Below are 14,447 nucleotides of genomic sequence, written 5' to 3'. Positions count from 1 at the left end.
TCCGCGCCATGAAGTTTTGTCCGGTCTAGGCCGTTACTGACTGCCGGCTGTTTGCAGGCTTCTCAGGACCTGATCAATTGAGAAGCTGGCCGGTTCCTGACGTGGCGGGTAGTCCTGGAACGTGCCAAGGAACTGCGCCACAATGGCCTGCGCGGGTACGAGCAGATAGGTGCGGTCCAGACGCCAGCGGGAATAGCCGATGGATTCGTCCTGCGCCCGTTCGAACGGGTCGGAATACAGGTCGATGATCTTGGGCAGACGCAAGAAGGTCAGCGGTTCCTGCCAGACGTCGAACCCATGGGCGCGCTGTTCGGCAAAGACCACTTTCCAGCGGTTGTACCGCAGGTTCACCAGATCGCCGCCATCCGAGAAATAGATGAATTCGCGCCGCGGCCCGGTGTCGGTTTCGCCCCGGAAATAGGGCATGAAGTCATAACCATCCAGATGGACGGGCTCGTTTTCCTCGCCAAAGGGAGCTTCGGTCAGCATCCGTTCCTTCATGTCGGGATCGCCAAGGGCGGACATGAAGGTGGGGAACCAGTCCAGATGGCTGATGACCTGATTGGATTTGCGGCCGGGTTCGATCACGCCGGGCCATTTGATCATCATCGGAACGCGATAGCCGCCTTCCCAGTTGTCGTTCTTTTCACCCCGGAACGGCGTGGTGCCGCCATCGGGCCACGAGAACACCTCGGCCCCGTTGTCGGTTGAATACATCACGACGGTGTTGTCCGCGATGCCCAGCTCATCCAGCTTGTCCAGCATCTGGCCGACCATGCCGTCATGTTCGACCATGCCATCAGGATAGACGCCCAGCCCGGTCACACCCTGACTTTCTTCCTTGAGATGCGTGTGGATATGCATCCGCGTGGTGTTGTACCACAGGAAGAACGGCTTACCCTGATCATGGGCGCGCTGCATGAAGTCCAGTGCCCCGGCTGTGACTTCCTCATCTATGGTCTCCATCCGTTTGCGGGTCAGCGGGCCGGTATCCTCGACCGAACCGTCCGCTGATGACCGGATCACACCGCGCGGGCCGAACTGTTCGCGGAAGGCCGGATCTTTGGGATAATCCTCGTTTTCAGGCTCTTCTTCGGCGTTCAGGTGATAGAGGTTGCCGAAGAACTCATCAAATCCGTGGTTGGTGGGCAGGTGTTCGTCCAGATCACCCAGATGGTTCTTGCCATATTGCCCGGTCATATACCCCTTGGAGCGCATGTATTCGGCAATGCTGGGATCTTTCGGCGACATGCCTTCCTTGGCCCCCGGCAGACCCACTTTCAGCAGACCTGTGCGAAACCCTGACTGACCCGTGACGAAGGCCGCACGCCCTGCTGTACAGGACTGTTCCCCGTAGCTGTGCGTGAACAACATCCCTTCATTGGCAATCCGGTCGATATTGGGGGTTTCATACCCCATCATGCCCTGATTATAGGCGCTGATGTTCCAATACCCGATATCGTCGCCCCAGATGACCAGGAAATTCGGCGTGTCGTTCGCGCCCTGGGCCAACACCGGCGCGCCCAGAGCGGCCAGCGCCAGAACCCCACCGCTGAGCGGACGGGCGGCCCGTTTGACTAATTGTCGGAATAAAAGCAATGTTTGTCTCCCTGAACTCGAAATAACCGGGGGTAGTGCCTTCGGCTTGTGGACATGGATACGATGTCACGCCCCCCGGCTGCCCAAGACGCCTCGGGCTGTGTGATGACAACTTACATCCTGTCCACGCGTATCAAGTGATAGCACATTTCACGCCAGAGCCGTGCAAAAATTTATATACCTCAATAATTTGCTCCGTCTCCAAAGTAATACATAGATAAAATCAGCATTAACGATGTCAAAACTAAAAACCGCCACCACGACCGCAGCCGGGATGGGACATTTGCCGGACCGGCTGCAAAGCTGCGCCGGACCGGCAGCGGTTGAGCGAGTCTTTGAACGAGCCAACATTCCGATTGATGTGCTGAACGATCGGTTTGTGCGAATCCCGCTATCGGCAATGGTCGGTGTTTTTGCCGAGGCTGAACGCGTGTCGGGCCACCCGTTTTTCGGATTGCATGTCGGGCTTGGAATGTCCGGGGCGGAAATTGGTCCGTGGTTCGAATTTGCCGGTCAGGCCCCTACGTTGCGTCAAGGGATTCATCGTCTTGCGCGGGCCATGCCCCTGTTCCAGAACGGCCCCCGCGTTTGGTTGGTTGAAATGCGCCGCGGCGGAATCATGCGCTATTTCGTCCCGCGCGGTGATGACGTCCCCATCTGCGCCCACAGCGACCACAACATCCCTTTGATGCTGGGATTTGTCCGACGCTTCCTTGGTTCTAGCTGGCGACCGCGGTGGATCGAAATTGACTACCCCGACCGAGGCCAAGGGGATGAATTACGCGATTTGTTGCAGTGTCAGCCGCTTTACGGCCGCTCGGCGCTGTCCCTGCCGCTGACCGCTATTGAGTTGGATACGCCGCCATTGCCACACAGCATGACTGGGGCGTCGATATGCTGGGCGGATGTTCAGGCAAAAATGACAGCGCCCGGCAGCGACTTCATTATCGCGTTGGAGGCCTGCATCCTGCTGGATATGTTTGAAGGCACCCCTGAACTGGACTCCGTTGCACGTCGCATGAGCATGAGTAAGCGCACTCTTCAACGGCGCCTGACGCTTGAAGGGCAGTCCTTTCGAAAGTTGCTGAGCAAGGTCCGTCATCGCCGCGCCTTAAGCTTGTTGCGCGATACGGATTTGGGCTTGACCGAGATCGCCCACAGGCTGGGGTATAGCGACATGGCCAACTTTACCCGAGCGTTCAAAACTTGGGTGGGATACGCGCCATCCATTGCCCCGCGCACCAAGGCAACTACGGGCACCAATTCATAAACGACAAGGGGCAGTCGGGGCAGTCGGCACGGCTGATACAATTGATACAACATGCGACACAACCCGGACACCTAGACCACATAGCTTACCACTATTAAACGGCAGATCGACTCAGTGGCGGCCTCGTTGTGCACGCACCCGCAGGAGGATGGCGGGAAGATGCCCTCTGATCCCATTTTGCCAGCTGGTTTGGAGAGGAACGCTTCGTGATTTGGATTTCGCATAAGGCAAAGGACGGCGACACGCTGGCTTCGATCGTAAAGCAATATAAAATCAAGGATCAAAACGCGATCCTGAAATATTCCAAGAACAAGAAAGTCTCGGTGCGTCTGAAGAAAGGTGAAGCGCTCAAAAAGGGAGAAGTCGTTTGGGTTCTTAACCCGAAAACAATGGCTTATGTGGTCTCGGACGGTAAGCGCAATGTTCTGCTGGATGAACGCGGTTACAAAGCTACGGTCAAAGAGGTCCATCGCGTAATGGACCGCGCGCTGGAACATCAACGGATCAATTTTTATGCTGCCTGTGATCGTCACAATGCCCAGATCGAGATCAACAACCAACAGCGCTATGTCTACACGTTCATCAACGCGGTAAGCCGCGCCGAAGATCCGCGCCCCTACTACACCAAAGCAGCGGCGGCCTACAAAACATTGGCAAAAACCGTCAGCGGGCGCGACTACAAGGGGTTCAAGAAAGCCCTGGTCGCCTGCGACGCGGCTGTCGTGAACTACAACAATGCCGTCATCGCATGGGTTCATGGCCTGATTGATGCCACGGCGAAAAAGATCAAACAGGCGGGATATGTGCGAGCGGCGGGTGAATTCGCGACCTGCGCGCTTATTCTGACCGCCTGCCCTCCGGCCGGGTTGGGCGCAGGGATCGTTCTGAACGCCACAGCCGCCACCGTTACAGGGTTGGCCTTTGACGGCTACGACGCCATTGGCCGTGAAATCGCAGGCGAAAAGCAGATGTCGACAAAAGAAATCAGCGAAAGAATGGTGAAGAATGCGATCACCGGGGCTGCTGCAGGGTTGATCGTGGGTGGGGTAGTCAAGCTTGCGCGCCCCTATATCACAACCAGTGCCCTTAGCCCGGCCTTTTTGAAAACGTGGTCGGAACGCGCGGCACCCAGACTCGTGCCCAAGGGCATAATCAACGCCGAATTGAAGATAGCGGCCAAGGTTCTGGAAAAACGCGGCGGGCAGCTTGGCCTTGAAGTCTATGTCCGTTCGGTCGCGCCCGAGCGTCTGCTGCCTCTGGCATTGCGCCGTTTTGCAACCCAGCTTGGAACGTCAGCAATGCTGAAGGTTCTTAGCAAAATGGAACTTGAGAAACTGCTTCTGCCATGGCTCAAAAGCGGCCCCAAAGAGCTTATGAGCGAGGACAACGTCAAATTGGGCAAGGCTGCGGCGAAATTCTTAATGGATGCTGGCCTGGGTAGTTCGTTGATGGAAACCTTGCTCAAACGGAACATGGATAAGTTCCGCGAAATCCTGCGCGTGCTGATCATTAAGGAAATGGAAAAAGCCGAGAAAGCCGCGGCGTGATCTTTGTCCGTCCGTGACAAATCACTTAGGCTTGGCTACCAGCCCAAAGCGGACTGGATGCATCACATCAGAACGGAAACGTAGTTTTCGACACTGGCTTTGTGCAGGCAGTAGGCCAGCAACAGAAAGAAAACAGATGCAGGAACAGCCAGTTCCAGCCCTTTCCGGATGGACTTAGAAGAGCCGTCTCCGGTCGTTTTCAACCCCGGAATAGAAGACTTCCATTCGACCGGAAACAGCTCTGTCAGATATTTGTTCAGCTTAACCATGCTCAACTCTTTAACAACTACACCTGCAATTTACCGGGGGCCAAATTAACCCAATGTTAATCCGTGAACTTCCCCCGTTTTCGGCTGTTTTTTGATCCAAATCTGCGGATAATTTTTTGAAAACGGCTTGAATTGTTCCGCTTGGCGCGACGATCAGCACCTCAAACACCGCAAATTACCCTCAAATTCCCGCATGCACGATTCAATAAAACTGTCAGCGGGGATTTTTTAGATCGTCAAGCTGAGGCGGCCAGTGCATACTGACCGCCTCATTGGATTTTGCCTTAAACAATTGAGAATACGGAGTCTTCGTCGGTGCCATCCACGTATATCGTGAAGCTTGCCGGGCTTCCGTCTGCCACGTCACCGTCACCGGTCGGGTCGACGCCATCCAAGGCGTCTTCCCCTGCCGCCAAGGTAAAGTCCAAATCAAAGTCATCGACTTCGATTGTTGTCAGCGTCTGGAAGTTGTTGATCCGTAGCTTGTCGTTGTTGTCGACGCCATCAAACGCGAGGTAGAGCGTGTCATAGGTGCCACTGGGCAGAATCGCGACATCTTCGACCGTCTTGTCGGTTGTGGTCATCTGGGTCAGGTCAATCCGCCCGCTGTCGATCAAGACGGGTGGAACGACGCTGGTATCCCAAGCCTCCCAAACCAGATCCAGTGGATCATTGCCCTGTACGCCACCGCCATTGCCGGTCACGTCCAGCTCGAACCCTGTGGTTGTTGCCGAGTTGATGTTGGTGATCTCGATGACCTCGTTGATCTCGATATTCCCGTCGCCCATTCCAAAGCCACCGCCACTGTTCGGGTTCAAGCGATAGTCGCCATCGCCTGCTTCGGTATTGAAAGAGGCCCCCAGATTGTATGAGGTCTGCCCATTGGTCATACCTTCAACAACACTCCCGGAACCACCGTCGAACGTAAGATTGCCGAGGTTAGTAAAGATAAACTCATCTTGCGGCGCACCGGCGCTGACCGCGTCAAAATCGAGGTCCAGCAGGTCCGAGGGCGGATCAAGAAGCATGGTGAACTGGTAGGATCCGGTATTCGAACCAGCACTGTCGTTCAGTACCAGAGTGTACAGATCCTGATCATCCAGCGTTCCGCCGTCTATCGTCCCCGTGACGGTTTGTGTCATCGGATCATAGACCGAGTCGACATAAACCTCGCCGCCCGGCGCATCGGGATCGCTGTCGTACAACATGAAACGCGCGGGGACGGCTGTCACCGACAACGTCGCCTCATCGGCACCTTCAAAATAGTCGAACGTATCCGACGTGGTGTTGTTTGTGTCGGACGAGAATGAGACCGGGGCACCCACTGTGTTGCCTTCGACGTCATTGTCACTGGCTTCATCCGCAACCGGAGAATTGCCCAGATAGGGGCTGTCATCCTTGACGTCAATTGTCACTGTCAGCGCCTTGGAGCCTCCATTTCCGTCCAGCACATAGACGGTGAACATTTCCTGTTCGGTTACGCCGTCCGTGTCATGTTCGGCAGAGCCAGTCAGCGTATACGTCACCGTTCCGTCATTGTTGATCGCCAATGTCCCATAGAGCCCCGCGATCTCGTCGCCAGGGGTATAGTTCATCGCGGTTGATGTGCTGGACAGAAACGGCATGTCATTTGCGTCCGGGTCACTGATGTTCAGGTCAATCGTTTGGACAATGTCTGAATTGCTCCCCGAGTCTGGTATTGTGTTCGGTTCGGGCTGTGTTCCAGTGGACAAGCCACGTTCATAGACCGTCGCCGACCCGTTCGAACCGTTCGGGCCGTCATTCTGACCCTGAACCTCAATCGTGACCGTCGCAGAGTCCGAGGCGCCCTCTCCGTCATAGGCAATGTAGTCGAACTCGATATAGGCGGTTTCGCCAACGCCTAGGCTTTCAAACTCACCATTGGGGTCATAGTCGAAGGTGCCGTCTGCGTTGAAATCGACCAAAATACCGGTGTTGCCCGCAATGGGGTTGCCCATGTCATCCACGCGCGTCAGGGCGCTGCCGATATCTGTAGACAATTCAGCAGCAATCAACGGCGCGTCATCGACATCTGTGTCATTGCCCAACACAGTTGCCATACTGGTTTCACCCGCGTCTTCGCTGATGGTCCGTGTGTCGTCCACAGCGTCGGGCGCCTCATTGCCGGGCAAAACAGTGACGCGGACAACGCCCGTATCTTCACCGCCATTGCCATCGCTGACTGTGTATTCGAACGTATCGATGCCAAAGAAGCCTTCAGCAGCGGTGTAGACCAACTCGCCAGTGCCCGCATCCAGTTGAACTGTGCCACCGGTATCGGTCGTGATCATCAACCCGTCGCCCAGTGAATTGTCCGAGCCACCTGCCGGGCCGGCTTCATCCGCGATGTCTGCAATTCCGATGACCTCAAGGTTATCTTTGTCGGCTGTCGGCCAGATATCCACATCCGTGTCGTTGAACACGACATCAATACTGACATTGTCGGTCGTGTCCTGATCGAACTCGGCCGCATCATCGACCGCGTCCGGGTCATCGTTTTCGCCGACGATCATGACGCTGACCGTTGCCTCGTCCCCGTCCTGGCCGTCGTTGGCCTCGTAGGTGAAGGTGTCGTAGACGATGGCCCCTGCCCCCAACGAATCGAACCCGTTGGTCAGCGTGAAGTCACCATCGGCTGCGTCACTGAGCGTTGGGTCGGTGCCATCGGTGTCTATATACAAAACGCCATGATAGCGGGCGTCATAGGTGAAGGTTCCATTCGTCTTAAAGTCGAACAGCGGGTTCTGAGGATTGCCGGTGATACTGGCCGCCAGGCCATCCCCATCGGTATCCGTATCATTGTCCAGAACACTGTTGCTTGGATTAACCTTTAGAACATCGTCTTCGTTGACAGAGAATAAACCGATGTCGTCCATTGCATTAGGAATAGCCATTATTTTGCCCCCAAAATAAAAACAAAAGCGGTCTTGGCCGCACAAGCTGCCAAGCCGTACAGCGCGCAATTCGCCAAACTCGTGACGCGCAAATTTTGTGACTGTGCCGTTCAACATCTGACGCGATGTCAATAAACTCCAGTAAACGGCACCCTGTTGGCTCTTTAGGTCTAATTACCCAGCCTCGCCCCGAGAGTATCAAAAAATCCATTTCAATTCAAATGATTGCAAGCGCAGGTCGAGTTGACAGGCCTTGCAAATAACGCTTGCTCTATACGTTACAAACCATTCAGGGTTCGAATAGGCCCAATCCGAATACCAAGCCAAATTAGGCGCTTACCCCAAATTCCCTGTATCCGACCATCTGCAATTTCGCGGTGCTTCTCAATCTATCCCTGGTTTAGGACTGCCGAAGCTATAGCCTAATTTTTGTCACAATTTTGCCCAATTTTTGCCGAATTTCTCGAATCGATAGCCTCAAATTGATTCGAAACATTACGCATTACTTTATGCCTTTCACACGTCGTGAAATGTCTAGTCAGTATTGCTGTATGCCGTGCCTATTTTTCGCGAATTCAATTCGGAATTCAGCCCCCATATCTGAAGGCTCAACCTTCAGCGTGGCCCGATAGCCTTCGAGGATCGCGGCAATGATCGCAAGACCCATTCCAGTGCCGCCTTCTTCGCGACGCGTTGTGAAGAAGGGCTCGGTTAGCCTGTCCGCGTCGTGTTGTGAAATCCCTTCACCGTTATCCAGAACCCGCAGGACACTATCAGAATAAGACAAGACCACCTCGGTAGCGCCGTGAGACTTCGCATTCTGAGCCATGTGCAGCAAAACAACCCTCCCGTGCTCTTGCGATAATGGCAGCAGCGCATCCTGCCCCTCGGCAATGCGAACTTCCAGCCCGTCTACAGCGGGCAGCATGTCAGGCAACAGGCCCGGACCCGATTTCGGGGCTTGCCGCAATTTACTCAGCTCACGCAACTGGCCCAACAGAGTGTTCATGCGCGCAGCTTCGGTCTGGATATTGTCCAGCAGCCCTGCGCGATCTTCCGGCGACAGGGCAGGTTCGGACAAAAGCTCGGCGGCTCCAGCGATCGAGGTGACTGGGGATTTCAGTTCATGCGTCACGTGATCGGTATAGATCGCAATCTCGCGCGATCGCGCCTGCAACGTATCGGCCATCGACAACATGCTTTCGCCAAGATCGGCCAGCTCCCGCATCCCGTAATGTGTAAGCGGGTCCGAGACAGGGGTATCCCCCGCGGCCACTCGGCGCGCCTCATCCCGCAGGCCCCGAACCGGACGAGACATCAGCCGGTGTAAGAGCCACCCGATTACTGCCGCGCCACTTAGCGTAAACAGTGCCATGATGATCAAAGCGTCGCGCTCGCGATACAGAAACTTGCTAAGGTTCAGCGGCGTGCGGGACAGCAGCACAACCCCGATCACGCGGTTCCGGGCCAGAACGGGATAGGCCACGAACACCCGAAACCCCGTGTCGCGGCTGATCGAGGTCAGCGGATGGCGATCAAACTCATCTGCGCGCGCCCGCAATGTCGTCCCGACGCGACCAGTCAATGCTTGCTGCACTTCGGGCAAATCGGCGAATGTGCGCAACCCGGCTTCGCCATTGCCCTGCCCCACATGATCCAGAAAAATCACCCCGGCCAGAGTGCTCTTGCCTGCTGACCGGGCCAGATCGGCCATACTCGGCAAAACCGTTTCATGGCGCGGATCGGACAGTCCCCCGACCGCTGGTCCGTCCGGCAGAGGGGGCAGAACCCGGTCGCGGCGCACGTTGATCTGGGCCCGGATGGGGCGGACCTCGGCGGCCCAAAACTCTTGCATTTCGGGCGCAAGTTCGGGGCCGATCTCGGGTCCGTCCATGGCCTGAAAGCGGGTGCGATAAATCTCGGCGTAGACTGCAGCCTGTTTCAGCAGCACCTGTTCGGTTTCCCGCACAAACTGGTTCGAGGTTAGCTGCACCGTCATCATGGCCGCCAGCGGTATTGAGACCAAAGCTACACAGACCAGCGCAACGACAAACGCCATCGACGGGCGCCATTTTCGGCGGATCGCGCCTATCCGTCGCACGTACATGCGCCCAGCTTGATACCGACGCCGTGGACCGTCTGGATGATATCGGCGCACCCGACCTGAGACGCTTTGGCCCGAATGTTACGCACGTGGCTATCAATCGTGCGCCCGGATAATTGCGTGCTCGTCCCATACAGTTTTTGGGCCAGCGCATTTCGGTCATGCACCTGATCGGGACGCTCTGCCAGAGAATACAGCAACTGAAATTCGGTCGCCGTCAGATCGACCGGCGTGGTCTCGATGCGGCAGGTGTGACCGGCCATGTCCAGCTCCAGCCCGCCGGTGCGCAAAGGGCGCGAGGCCGAGCGGCGACCACGGGACAGGATTGCCTTGATCCGCAGCACCAGTTCGCGCGGGCTAAAGGGTTTGGCGACAAAATCATCGGCGCCCAGTTGAAATCCCAGAACCCGGTCGATTTCGTCATCTTGTGCGGTCAGAAACAGGATCGGCAGATCCGATCGCGCCCGAATGGCCTTGCAGCATTCAAACCCATCCATCTGAGGCATTCCGATATCCAGCAGCACCAGATCGATCGATTCACGTCCGACATGGGTCAGCGCAGCCTGCCCGTTCGCGGCTTCGGTTGTGCGCATACCCGCCCCTTTCAGGGCGATGCGGATCACATCGCGGATCTTGGGATCATCATCAACAATCAGGATATGCGCTTCCATAGGAAGGTTCTGACAAGCGATCCGGGCGATGTCCATATCAACCTGCATGATCAGCGACCTCATACCCGTCGCGCCCGCCGAGGACGCAGACCCAATGCGGTCATAGCTGCGACCATGATCAGACCCAGAATCGCCTGTGGCTCGGGCGAGGATGACCCGGCAAAGCCCTGCGACGGATAGGCCGCGGCCGTCACACCGGACACCACCGGCAGGGGCACATCAGCTTCGACAGCCTCTTGCCCGCTGTCATTGACGATTTGCTGCGACACGGCCACGAATGAGGTATTTCGAGTTTGCAGCGAATAGGCCAGCCCAAGACGCGTGATCTCGGCATCCGCCTGCCCGGCGCGGTCCCCGACCGCGATCTGTCGTTCCAGCACGCCGATCCGGTCGCGGGCCCAGATCAGCGGCAGCGCGGCATCGCCCTCGGTTTCGGTCAGTGACAGCTTGACCGGCATCTGCGCGGGGCGGCCCTGCACAAGTCCTTTCAAAGTGATTTCGCCCTCAAAAGCACCGTCGTAGCGCGCCATCACACGCAGGCCATTGCCCGCAAACAGATCCGGCAGACGTGCCGGCGTAACATCCTGTACATCCAATCCGCCCCAGTCGATCTGCAAGTCAGTCAGCAGAGGGGATTTGAGGTTTGCAGCCAGAGTCTCTGCCACCTCAAGCGCGTCTTCGTCCAGCGCGACATAGCGGGAATAGCCGCGCCCCTCTTCCGCCATGGCATCCAGAAGATAGCGGTTCACGGCGTTGCCCACCCCGAAAGCATAGATACGGGCCTGACCGATTTGGCCGCGAATGGTTTTAAGAACCCGCGCCTCATTGCCGATATAGCCGTCGGACAGAAAGACCACGATGCGGATCGCGCCCTCGGGCGTGTCGGTCGCAAAGGCAGCGCGAACCGCAGTGTCGATTTCGGTCCCGCCCCCCGTAGACAGGCCGTGCACAAAATCGCGTCCCTTGCGGATATTCGACGGGGTTGCCGGGGTCGATGTGTTCGAAAAATGCCGCGCCGTGTTGGAAAATGGGATGATGCGGAAATGATCCCCCTCCCTTAGCCCCCGCAAAGCCCCATCCATAAACCGTTTGCTGGCCTTCATCGGCTCCCCGCCCATCGAGCCGGAGGTGTCCAGCACAAAGACCAATTCACGCGGGGTGGCTGTGGCCTCGTCCGGGACCGCCGGGGGTTCGATCAGCACCGACAGGAAGCCACCGCGCTCGTCATGATGGGACAGGCTTGCCGCCTGCAACTCCGCCCCACCCAGCGTATAGCGCAGCACCAGATCGCGGTTGTCCATGACTTTGCCTTCGGCAAACCGGGCAGTCAGGCTGTCTTGCTCCTGATCGATCAGCAGCGGATGGGTCGGGCTGTGAAACCCCGATAGCTCAACCCCAGCAGTCAGAGAGACATCCAGCGAGACCCGCTCGGACGTCACAGTATCGGGCAGGTCCAGCCCCGCGACCGGAGGATAGGCGGGGACCGGGCTGACAGACCACGTGGCGTTTTCCAGCGGAATGCCCTCGGCACTGGCCAGCTCAGGCCGAGGAGTGTCTAGCGGGCTTTGATAGCGCGGGCCGACGATCAGAGGGATCACCATCTCATGCTGGCCGTCGATCTTGGGCACCATCTGGACGTAGCGCAACGTTACCTCGACCGGACGCCCCGGCATCAGGTTGGCAATCCTCTGCGTGAACATGTTGGGGCGGTGCTGGGTCAACAGCGCAGCCGCCTTGCCCTCGGACGCGGCCTGATCGAACTCTGCCTCGGCCTGTGCTTTTTCACGGATCACGGCGCGTACCAACTCATCGCCTACGCGCATCTCCATCCCGTAAACGGCGGCTTTTTGATTAAGGGGGAACAGGTATTCGGCCTCGACCGGAACCATCGCTGGGTTCTGGAACGTCTGCCGCAGTTCAACTGTCGCCATATCGCCCTGAACGGTGACATGCAGGGCGCTGTCCAGCAGGGGCAGATCAAACACCCGGTCGCCTGCGTGAACGACAACGCGCCCGGCCACGTCGGCGGGGTCGGGTTTGGCCGTCGCGATCATCGGCCAGAAAAGTAGGATCATCACTGGGAAAAGGGCACGCATTTGGATCTCCTGAGCAAGGGTTACAAATCAAGGGCGGCCAGAACCGCAGCCTCATAGGCGGCGCGGTCCGGATCTGACATGGATTTCGGGGTAATGCGCTGGATCGAGCGCCATTCGCGGGATGAGCCGTTCAGCCAACTCCAGACGGCTTCGCCCACACCTGCCGTGCGCTGACCATCGCCCGAGACAAAGCTGACTGCGACGGTCCAGACCTGCCCGTCTGGGCCCGTTGCTTCGTAAACCGAGCTGGGCAGAGGATCGAACCGGGTGCCTAGAAACCGCACTTGGTAGCCCATACCAAGCAGGCAGGTGGCCGGCGAATGTAGGTGGCGAAGTGGGGATGTGGTCCGCACTACATTCACCCCCATCGGGCCGAACTGCACCTTGCGCGCCGTGCCGCCATAGGTGGCGAAATAGGCGCGTTCAACGTCAGAGAGTGCGACCTCTTGCGCGGGATGCCCAAGCAATTGACCGGGCAGCTCGGTCGGGGGCACGGGTGCCGATTGATCGACGGGCGCACGCGGCGCGCTGATGATTGCCAGAGACAGACCCAACGCCGATACAACCGCTGGGAAATGCAGGACGCGCGGCAGGGAAAACGTCGTGATCCGCGCGGGGCTGAGCCGGGCCGGTTTCGGACGGTACAGCAGCACAATGGTCAAGGCGACCAGCGCCAGTGTCCCCAGCCCGATAAGGCTGTGCAACGTAGGAGCCATCGTGTCGATCCCTTGCGCCAGTCCCGCCGCCAGCAGGGTGATGCGCAGGCCATTGCCCAGCACCGTTGCCGCTGCGATCAACAGACCTCCGCCCAGCGCAGGCAAAAGTGCCGGACGGTAGAGCGCATTCAGGCAGGCCCAAAGGCTGACAAGCTGCAACAGCCCCACCGCGCCCGAGCAGGGCAGATCGACCAGAACATCCACGCCACCCACACGCAGCCGAACTCCTTCGCATAGCAGGTCCGGGAAAAAGGGCGACAGCATTGCGCACGCCACGTGGGCGGACATCACCTGCAACGGAAACCCTGCCACCCGCTCAAGGATCGGTCCAAGCGGCAGGCAGAACAGAAACAGCGCCGCCAACCACATGGGCGACAGCGCAATGCGTCGCTGATCCAGTCGCAGGAAAACGGCCAACGCAAAGACATCCAACGCCAGAGCCAATGCGCTGAGGATATTGACGGCCAGCACCTGCCCCCCCAAGCGAACGCAGGCCGCACCCAGGAAGACGGCAAAGACCCGCCCGCGCCGGTCCGGCCCCTGCGGGCGAGAACTTGTCAGAGACAGAAGCACCAGACCGGCCAGCAGCAGGCCGTACAGCGCGCCATAGGATTGGTAAGACGGATCGCGCCAGCTTTGGATCAGCCACAGGACGGGCTCGATCGCCAATACGGCGGATGCAAGGGCCAACCCGGCCCACAGTAGGTAAGATCGGTTATGTTCCATACCGCCTTGTCACACCTTGATGTGCAAACCAGCGGCGGATGTTGTGCAGGATTTGTGCAGATCAGGCGGGGGTGCCGCCTTGGGTCATGACTATGCCCGACGCTGGGCGCCAACCCAAACAGGAACTGGTTGATCGACCGCTGTAGCTGCCCGCATGGATTGAACCGCCAAGGTGGCCCAGCTACGCAGTTGCAACAAAACCATTGCACCTCCGATCACAATGGTCGCGCCGATCAAAGGTGAGGCCGCAACCTCGTAACTTTGCGTGCCGGCGACCCAAACGGCGAAACCCAGACGCGTTACTGCGACAGCATCTGTCACGCGGGCTAGTTTGGGCAGAAAATACGTGGACACAGCCGTCGCGAACACGATCATCGACATATATAGCAGCCCGGTGAACACCGGCAGGGGCATCCCGAAACGTGTCACCTCGATATGGGAGTACAGGACATATCCGGCAGCAAACGCCAGAAACGCAATCGCGTAGAGTCGCCTTTTCTGACTGTCGACATGTCCAATGATGCGCTTCACAGC

10 protein-coding genes are annotated in these 14,447 nt (G+C 57.8%); 2 read left to right on the top strand and 8 right to left on the bottom strand.

The window, feature by feature from the left end:
* Positions 1–33: 33 nt before the first annotated feature.
* Positions 34–1,599 carry an arylsulfatase gene (locus GOV79_RS20325; RefSeq protein WP_174839520.1) on the bottom strand — a complete coding sequence of 522 codons (1,566 nt, stop codon included), beginning with the start codon at positions 1,597–1,599 and terminating at the stop codon, positions 34–36.
* Between the two features lie 235 nt (positions 1,600–1,834).
* Here GOV79_RS20325 and GOV79_RS20320 point away from each other — a divergent pair, with 235 nt between their 5' ends.
* Entirely contained in the window at positions 1,835–2,869 is a 1,035-nt protein-coding gene (locus tag GOV79_RS20320; protein WP_170791477.1) for a helix-turn-helix domain-containing protein, read from the top strand.
* Between the two features lie 206 nt (positions 2,870–3,075).
* A complete protein-coding gene (locus GOV79_RS20315; RefSeq protein WP_170791475.1) occupies positions 3,076–4,416 on the top strand; it encodes a hypothetical protein in 1,341 nt (446 codons plus the stop codon).
* Positions 4,417–4,478: 62 nt separating this feature from the next.
* Here the strand turns inward: GOV79_RS20315 and GOV79_RS20310 are convergent, their stop codons facing one another.
* The 7 genes from GOV79_RS20310 to GOV79_RS20280 form a co-directional block, all read right to left on the bottom strand.
* Positions 4,479–4,685, bottom strand: a complete 207-nt coding sequence (locus tag GOV79_RS20310) for a hypothetical protein (protein WP_170775073.1) — start codon at positions 4,683–4,685, stop codon at positions 4,479–4,481.
* A gap of 284 nt (positions 4,686–4,969) precedes the next feature.
* Positions 4,970–7,600, bottom strand: coding sequence for a cadherin-like domain-containing protein (locus tag GOV79_RS20305; protein WP_170791473.1), 2,631 nt, complete (start codon positions 7,598–7,600; stop codon positions 4,970–4,972).
* A gap of 538 nt (positions 7,601–8,138) precedes the next feature.
* Positions 8,139–9,659 carry a histidine kinase dimerization/phospho-acceptor domain-containing protein gene (locus GOV79_RS20300; protein WP_170791471.1) on the bottom strand — a complete coding sequence of 507 codons (1,521 nt, stop codon included), beginning with the start codon at positions 9,657–9,659 and terminating at the stop codon, positions 8,139–8,141.
* Positions 9,660–9,688: 29 nt separating this feature from the next.
* Positions 9,689–10,423 (bottom strand): response regulator transcription factor, encoded by a 735-nt coding sequence (locus tag GOV79_RS20295; protein WP_237218072.1) that lies wholly within the window; start codon positions 10,421–10,423, stop codon positions 9,689–9,691.
* Positions 10,424–10,434: 11 nt separating this feature from the next.
* Positions 10,435–12,471, bottom strand: coding sequence for a VIT and vWA domain-containing protein (locus GOV79_RS20290; protein ID WP_170791469.1), 2,037 nt, complete (start codon positions 12,469–12,471; stop codon positions 10,435–10,437).
* A 20-nt stretch (positions 12,472–12,491) separates the two neighbouring features.
* The gene (xrtT, locus tag GOV79_RS20285) at positions 12,492–13,913 is read right to left on the bottom strand and encodes an exosortase T (RefSeq protein ID WP_170791467.1); all 1,422 of its coding nucleotides are present in this window, start codon (positions 13,911–13,913) and stop codon (positions 12,492–12,494) included.
* 90 nt (positions 13,914–14,003) lie between these two features.
* On the bottom strand, positions 14,004–14,444 hold the full coding sequence (locus tag GOV79_RS20280; protein WP_170791465.1) for a hypothetical protein: 441 nt from the start codon (positions 14,442–14,444) through the stop codon (positions 14,004–14,006).
* Between the last annotated feature and the right edge of the window lie 3 nt (positions 14,445–14,447).

The sequence above is a fragment of the Ruegeria lacuscaerulensis genome (assembly GCF_013034745.1).
GTDB classification, from domain to species: Bacteria; Pseudomonadota; Alphaproteobacteria; order Rhodobacterales; family Rhodobacteraceae; genus Ruegeria; species Ruegeria lacuscaerulensis_B.
This window is presented reverse-complemented; position numbering and strand designations above follow the sequence as displayed.

What these genes read in the sequence shown, in the direction of transcription:
- GOV79_RS20320 (WP_170791477.1), top strand. Translation starts at nt 1,835, where the DNA reads ATGTCAAAACTAAAAACCGCCACCACGACCGCAGCCGGGATGGGACAT.
- GOV79_RS20310 (WP_170775073.1), bottom strand. Translation starts at nt 4,685, where the DNA reads ATGGTTAAGCTGAACAAATATCTGACAGAGCTGTTTCCGGTCGAATGG.
- GOV79_RS20305 (WP_170791473.1), bottom strand. Translation starts at nt 7,600, where the DNA reads ATGGCTATTCCTAATGCAATGGACGACATCGGTTTATTCTCTGTCAAC.
- GOV79_RS20300 (WP_170791471.1), bottom strand. Translation starts at nt 9,659, where the DNA reads ATGGCGTTTGTCGTTGCGCTGGTCTGTGTAGCTTTGGTCTCAATACCG.
- GOV79_RS20295 (WP_237218072.1), bottom strand. Translation starts at nt 10,423, where the DNA reads ATGCAGGTTGATATGGACATCGCCCGGATCGCTTGTCAGAACCTTCCT.
- GOV79_RS20290 (WP_170791469.1), bottom strand. Translation starts at nt 12,471, where the DNA reads ATGCGTGCCCTTTTCCCAGTGATGATCCTACTTTTCTGGCCGATGATC.
- xrtT (WP_170791467.1), bottom strand. Translation starts at nt 13,913, where the DNA reads ATGGAACATAACCGATCTTACCTACTGTGGGCCGGGTTGGCCCTTGCA.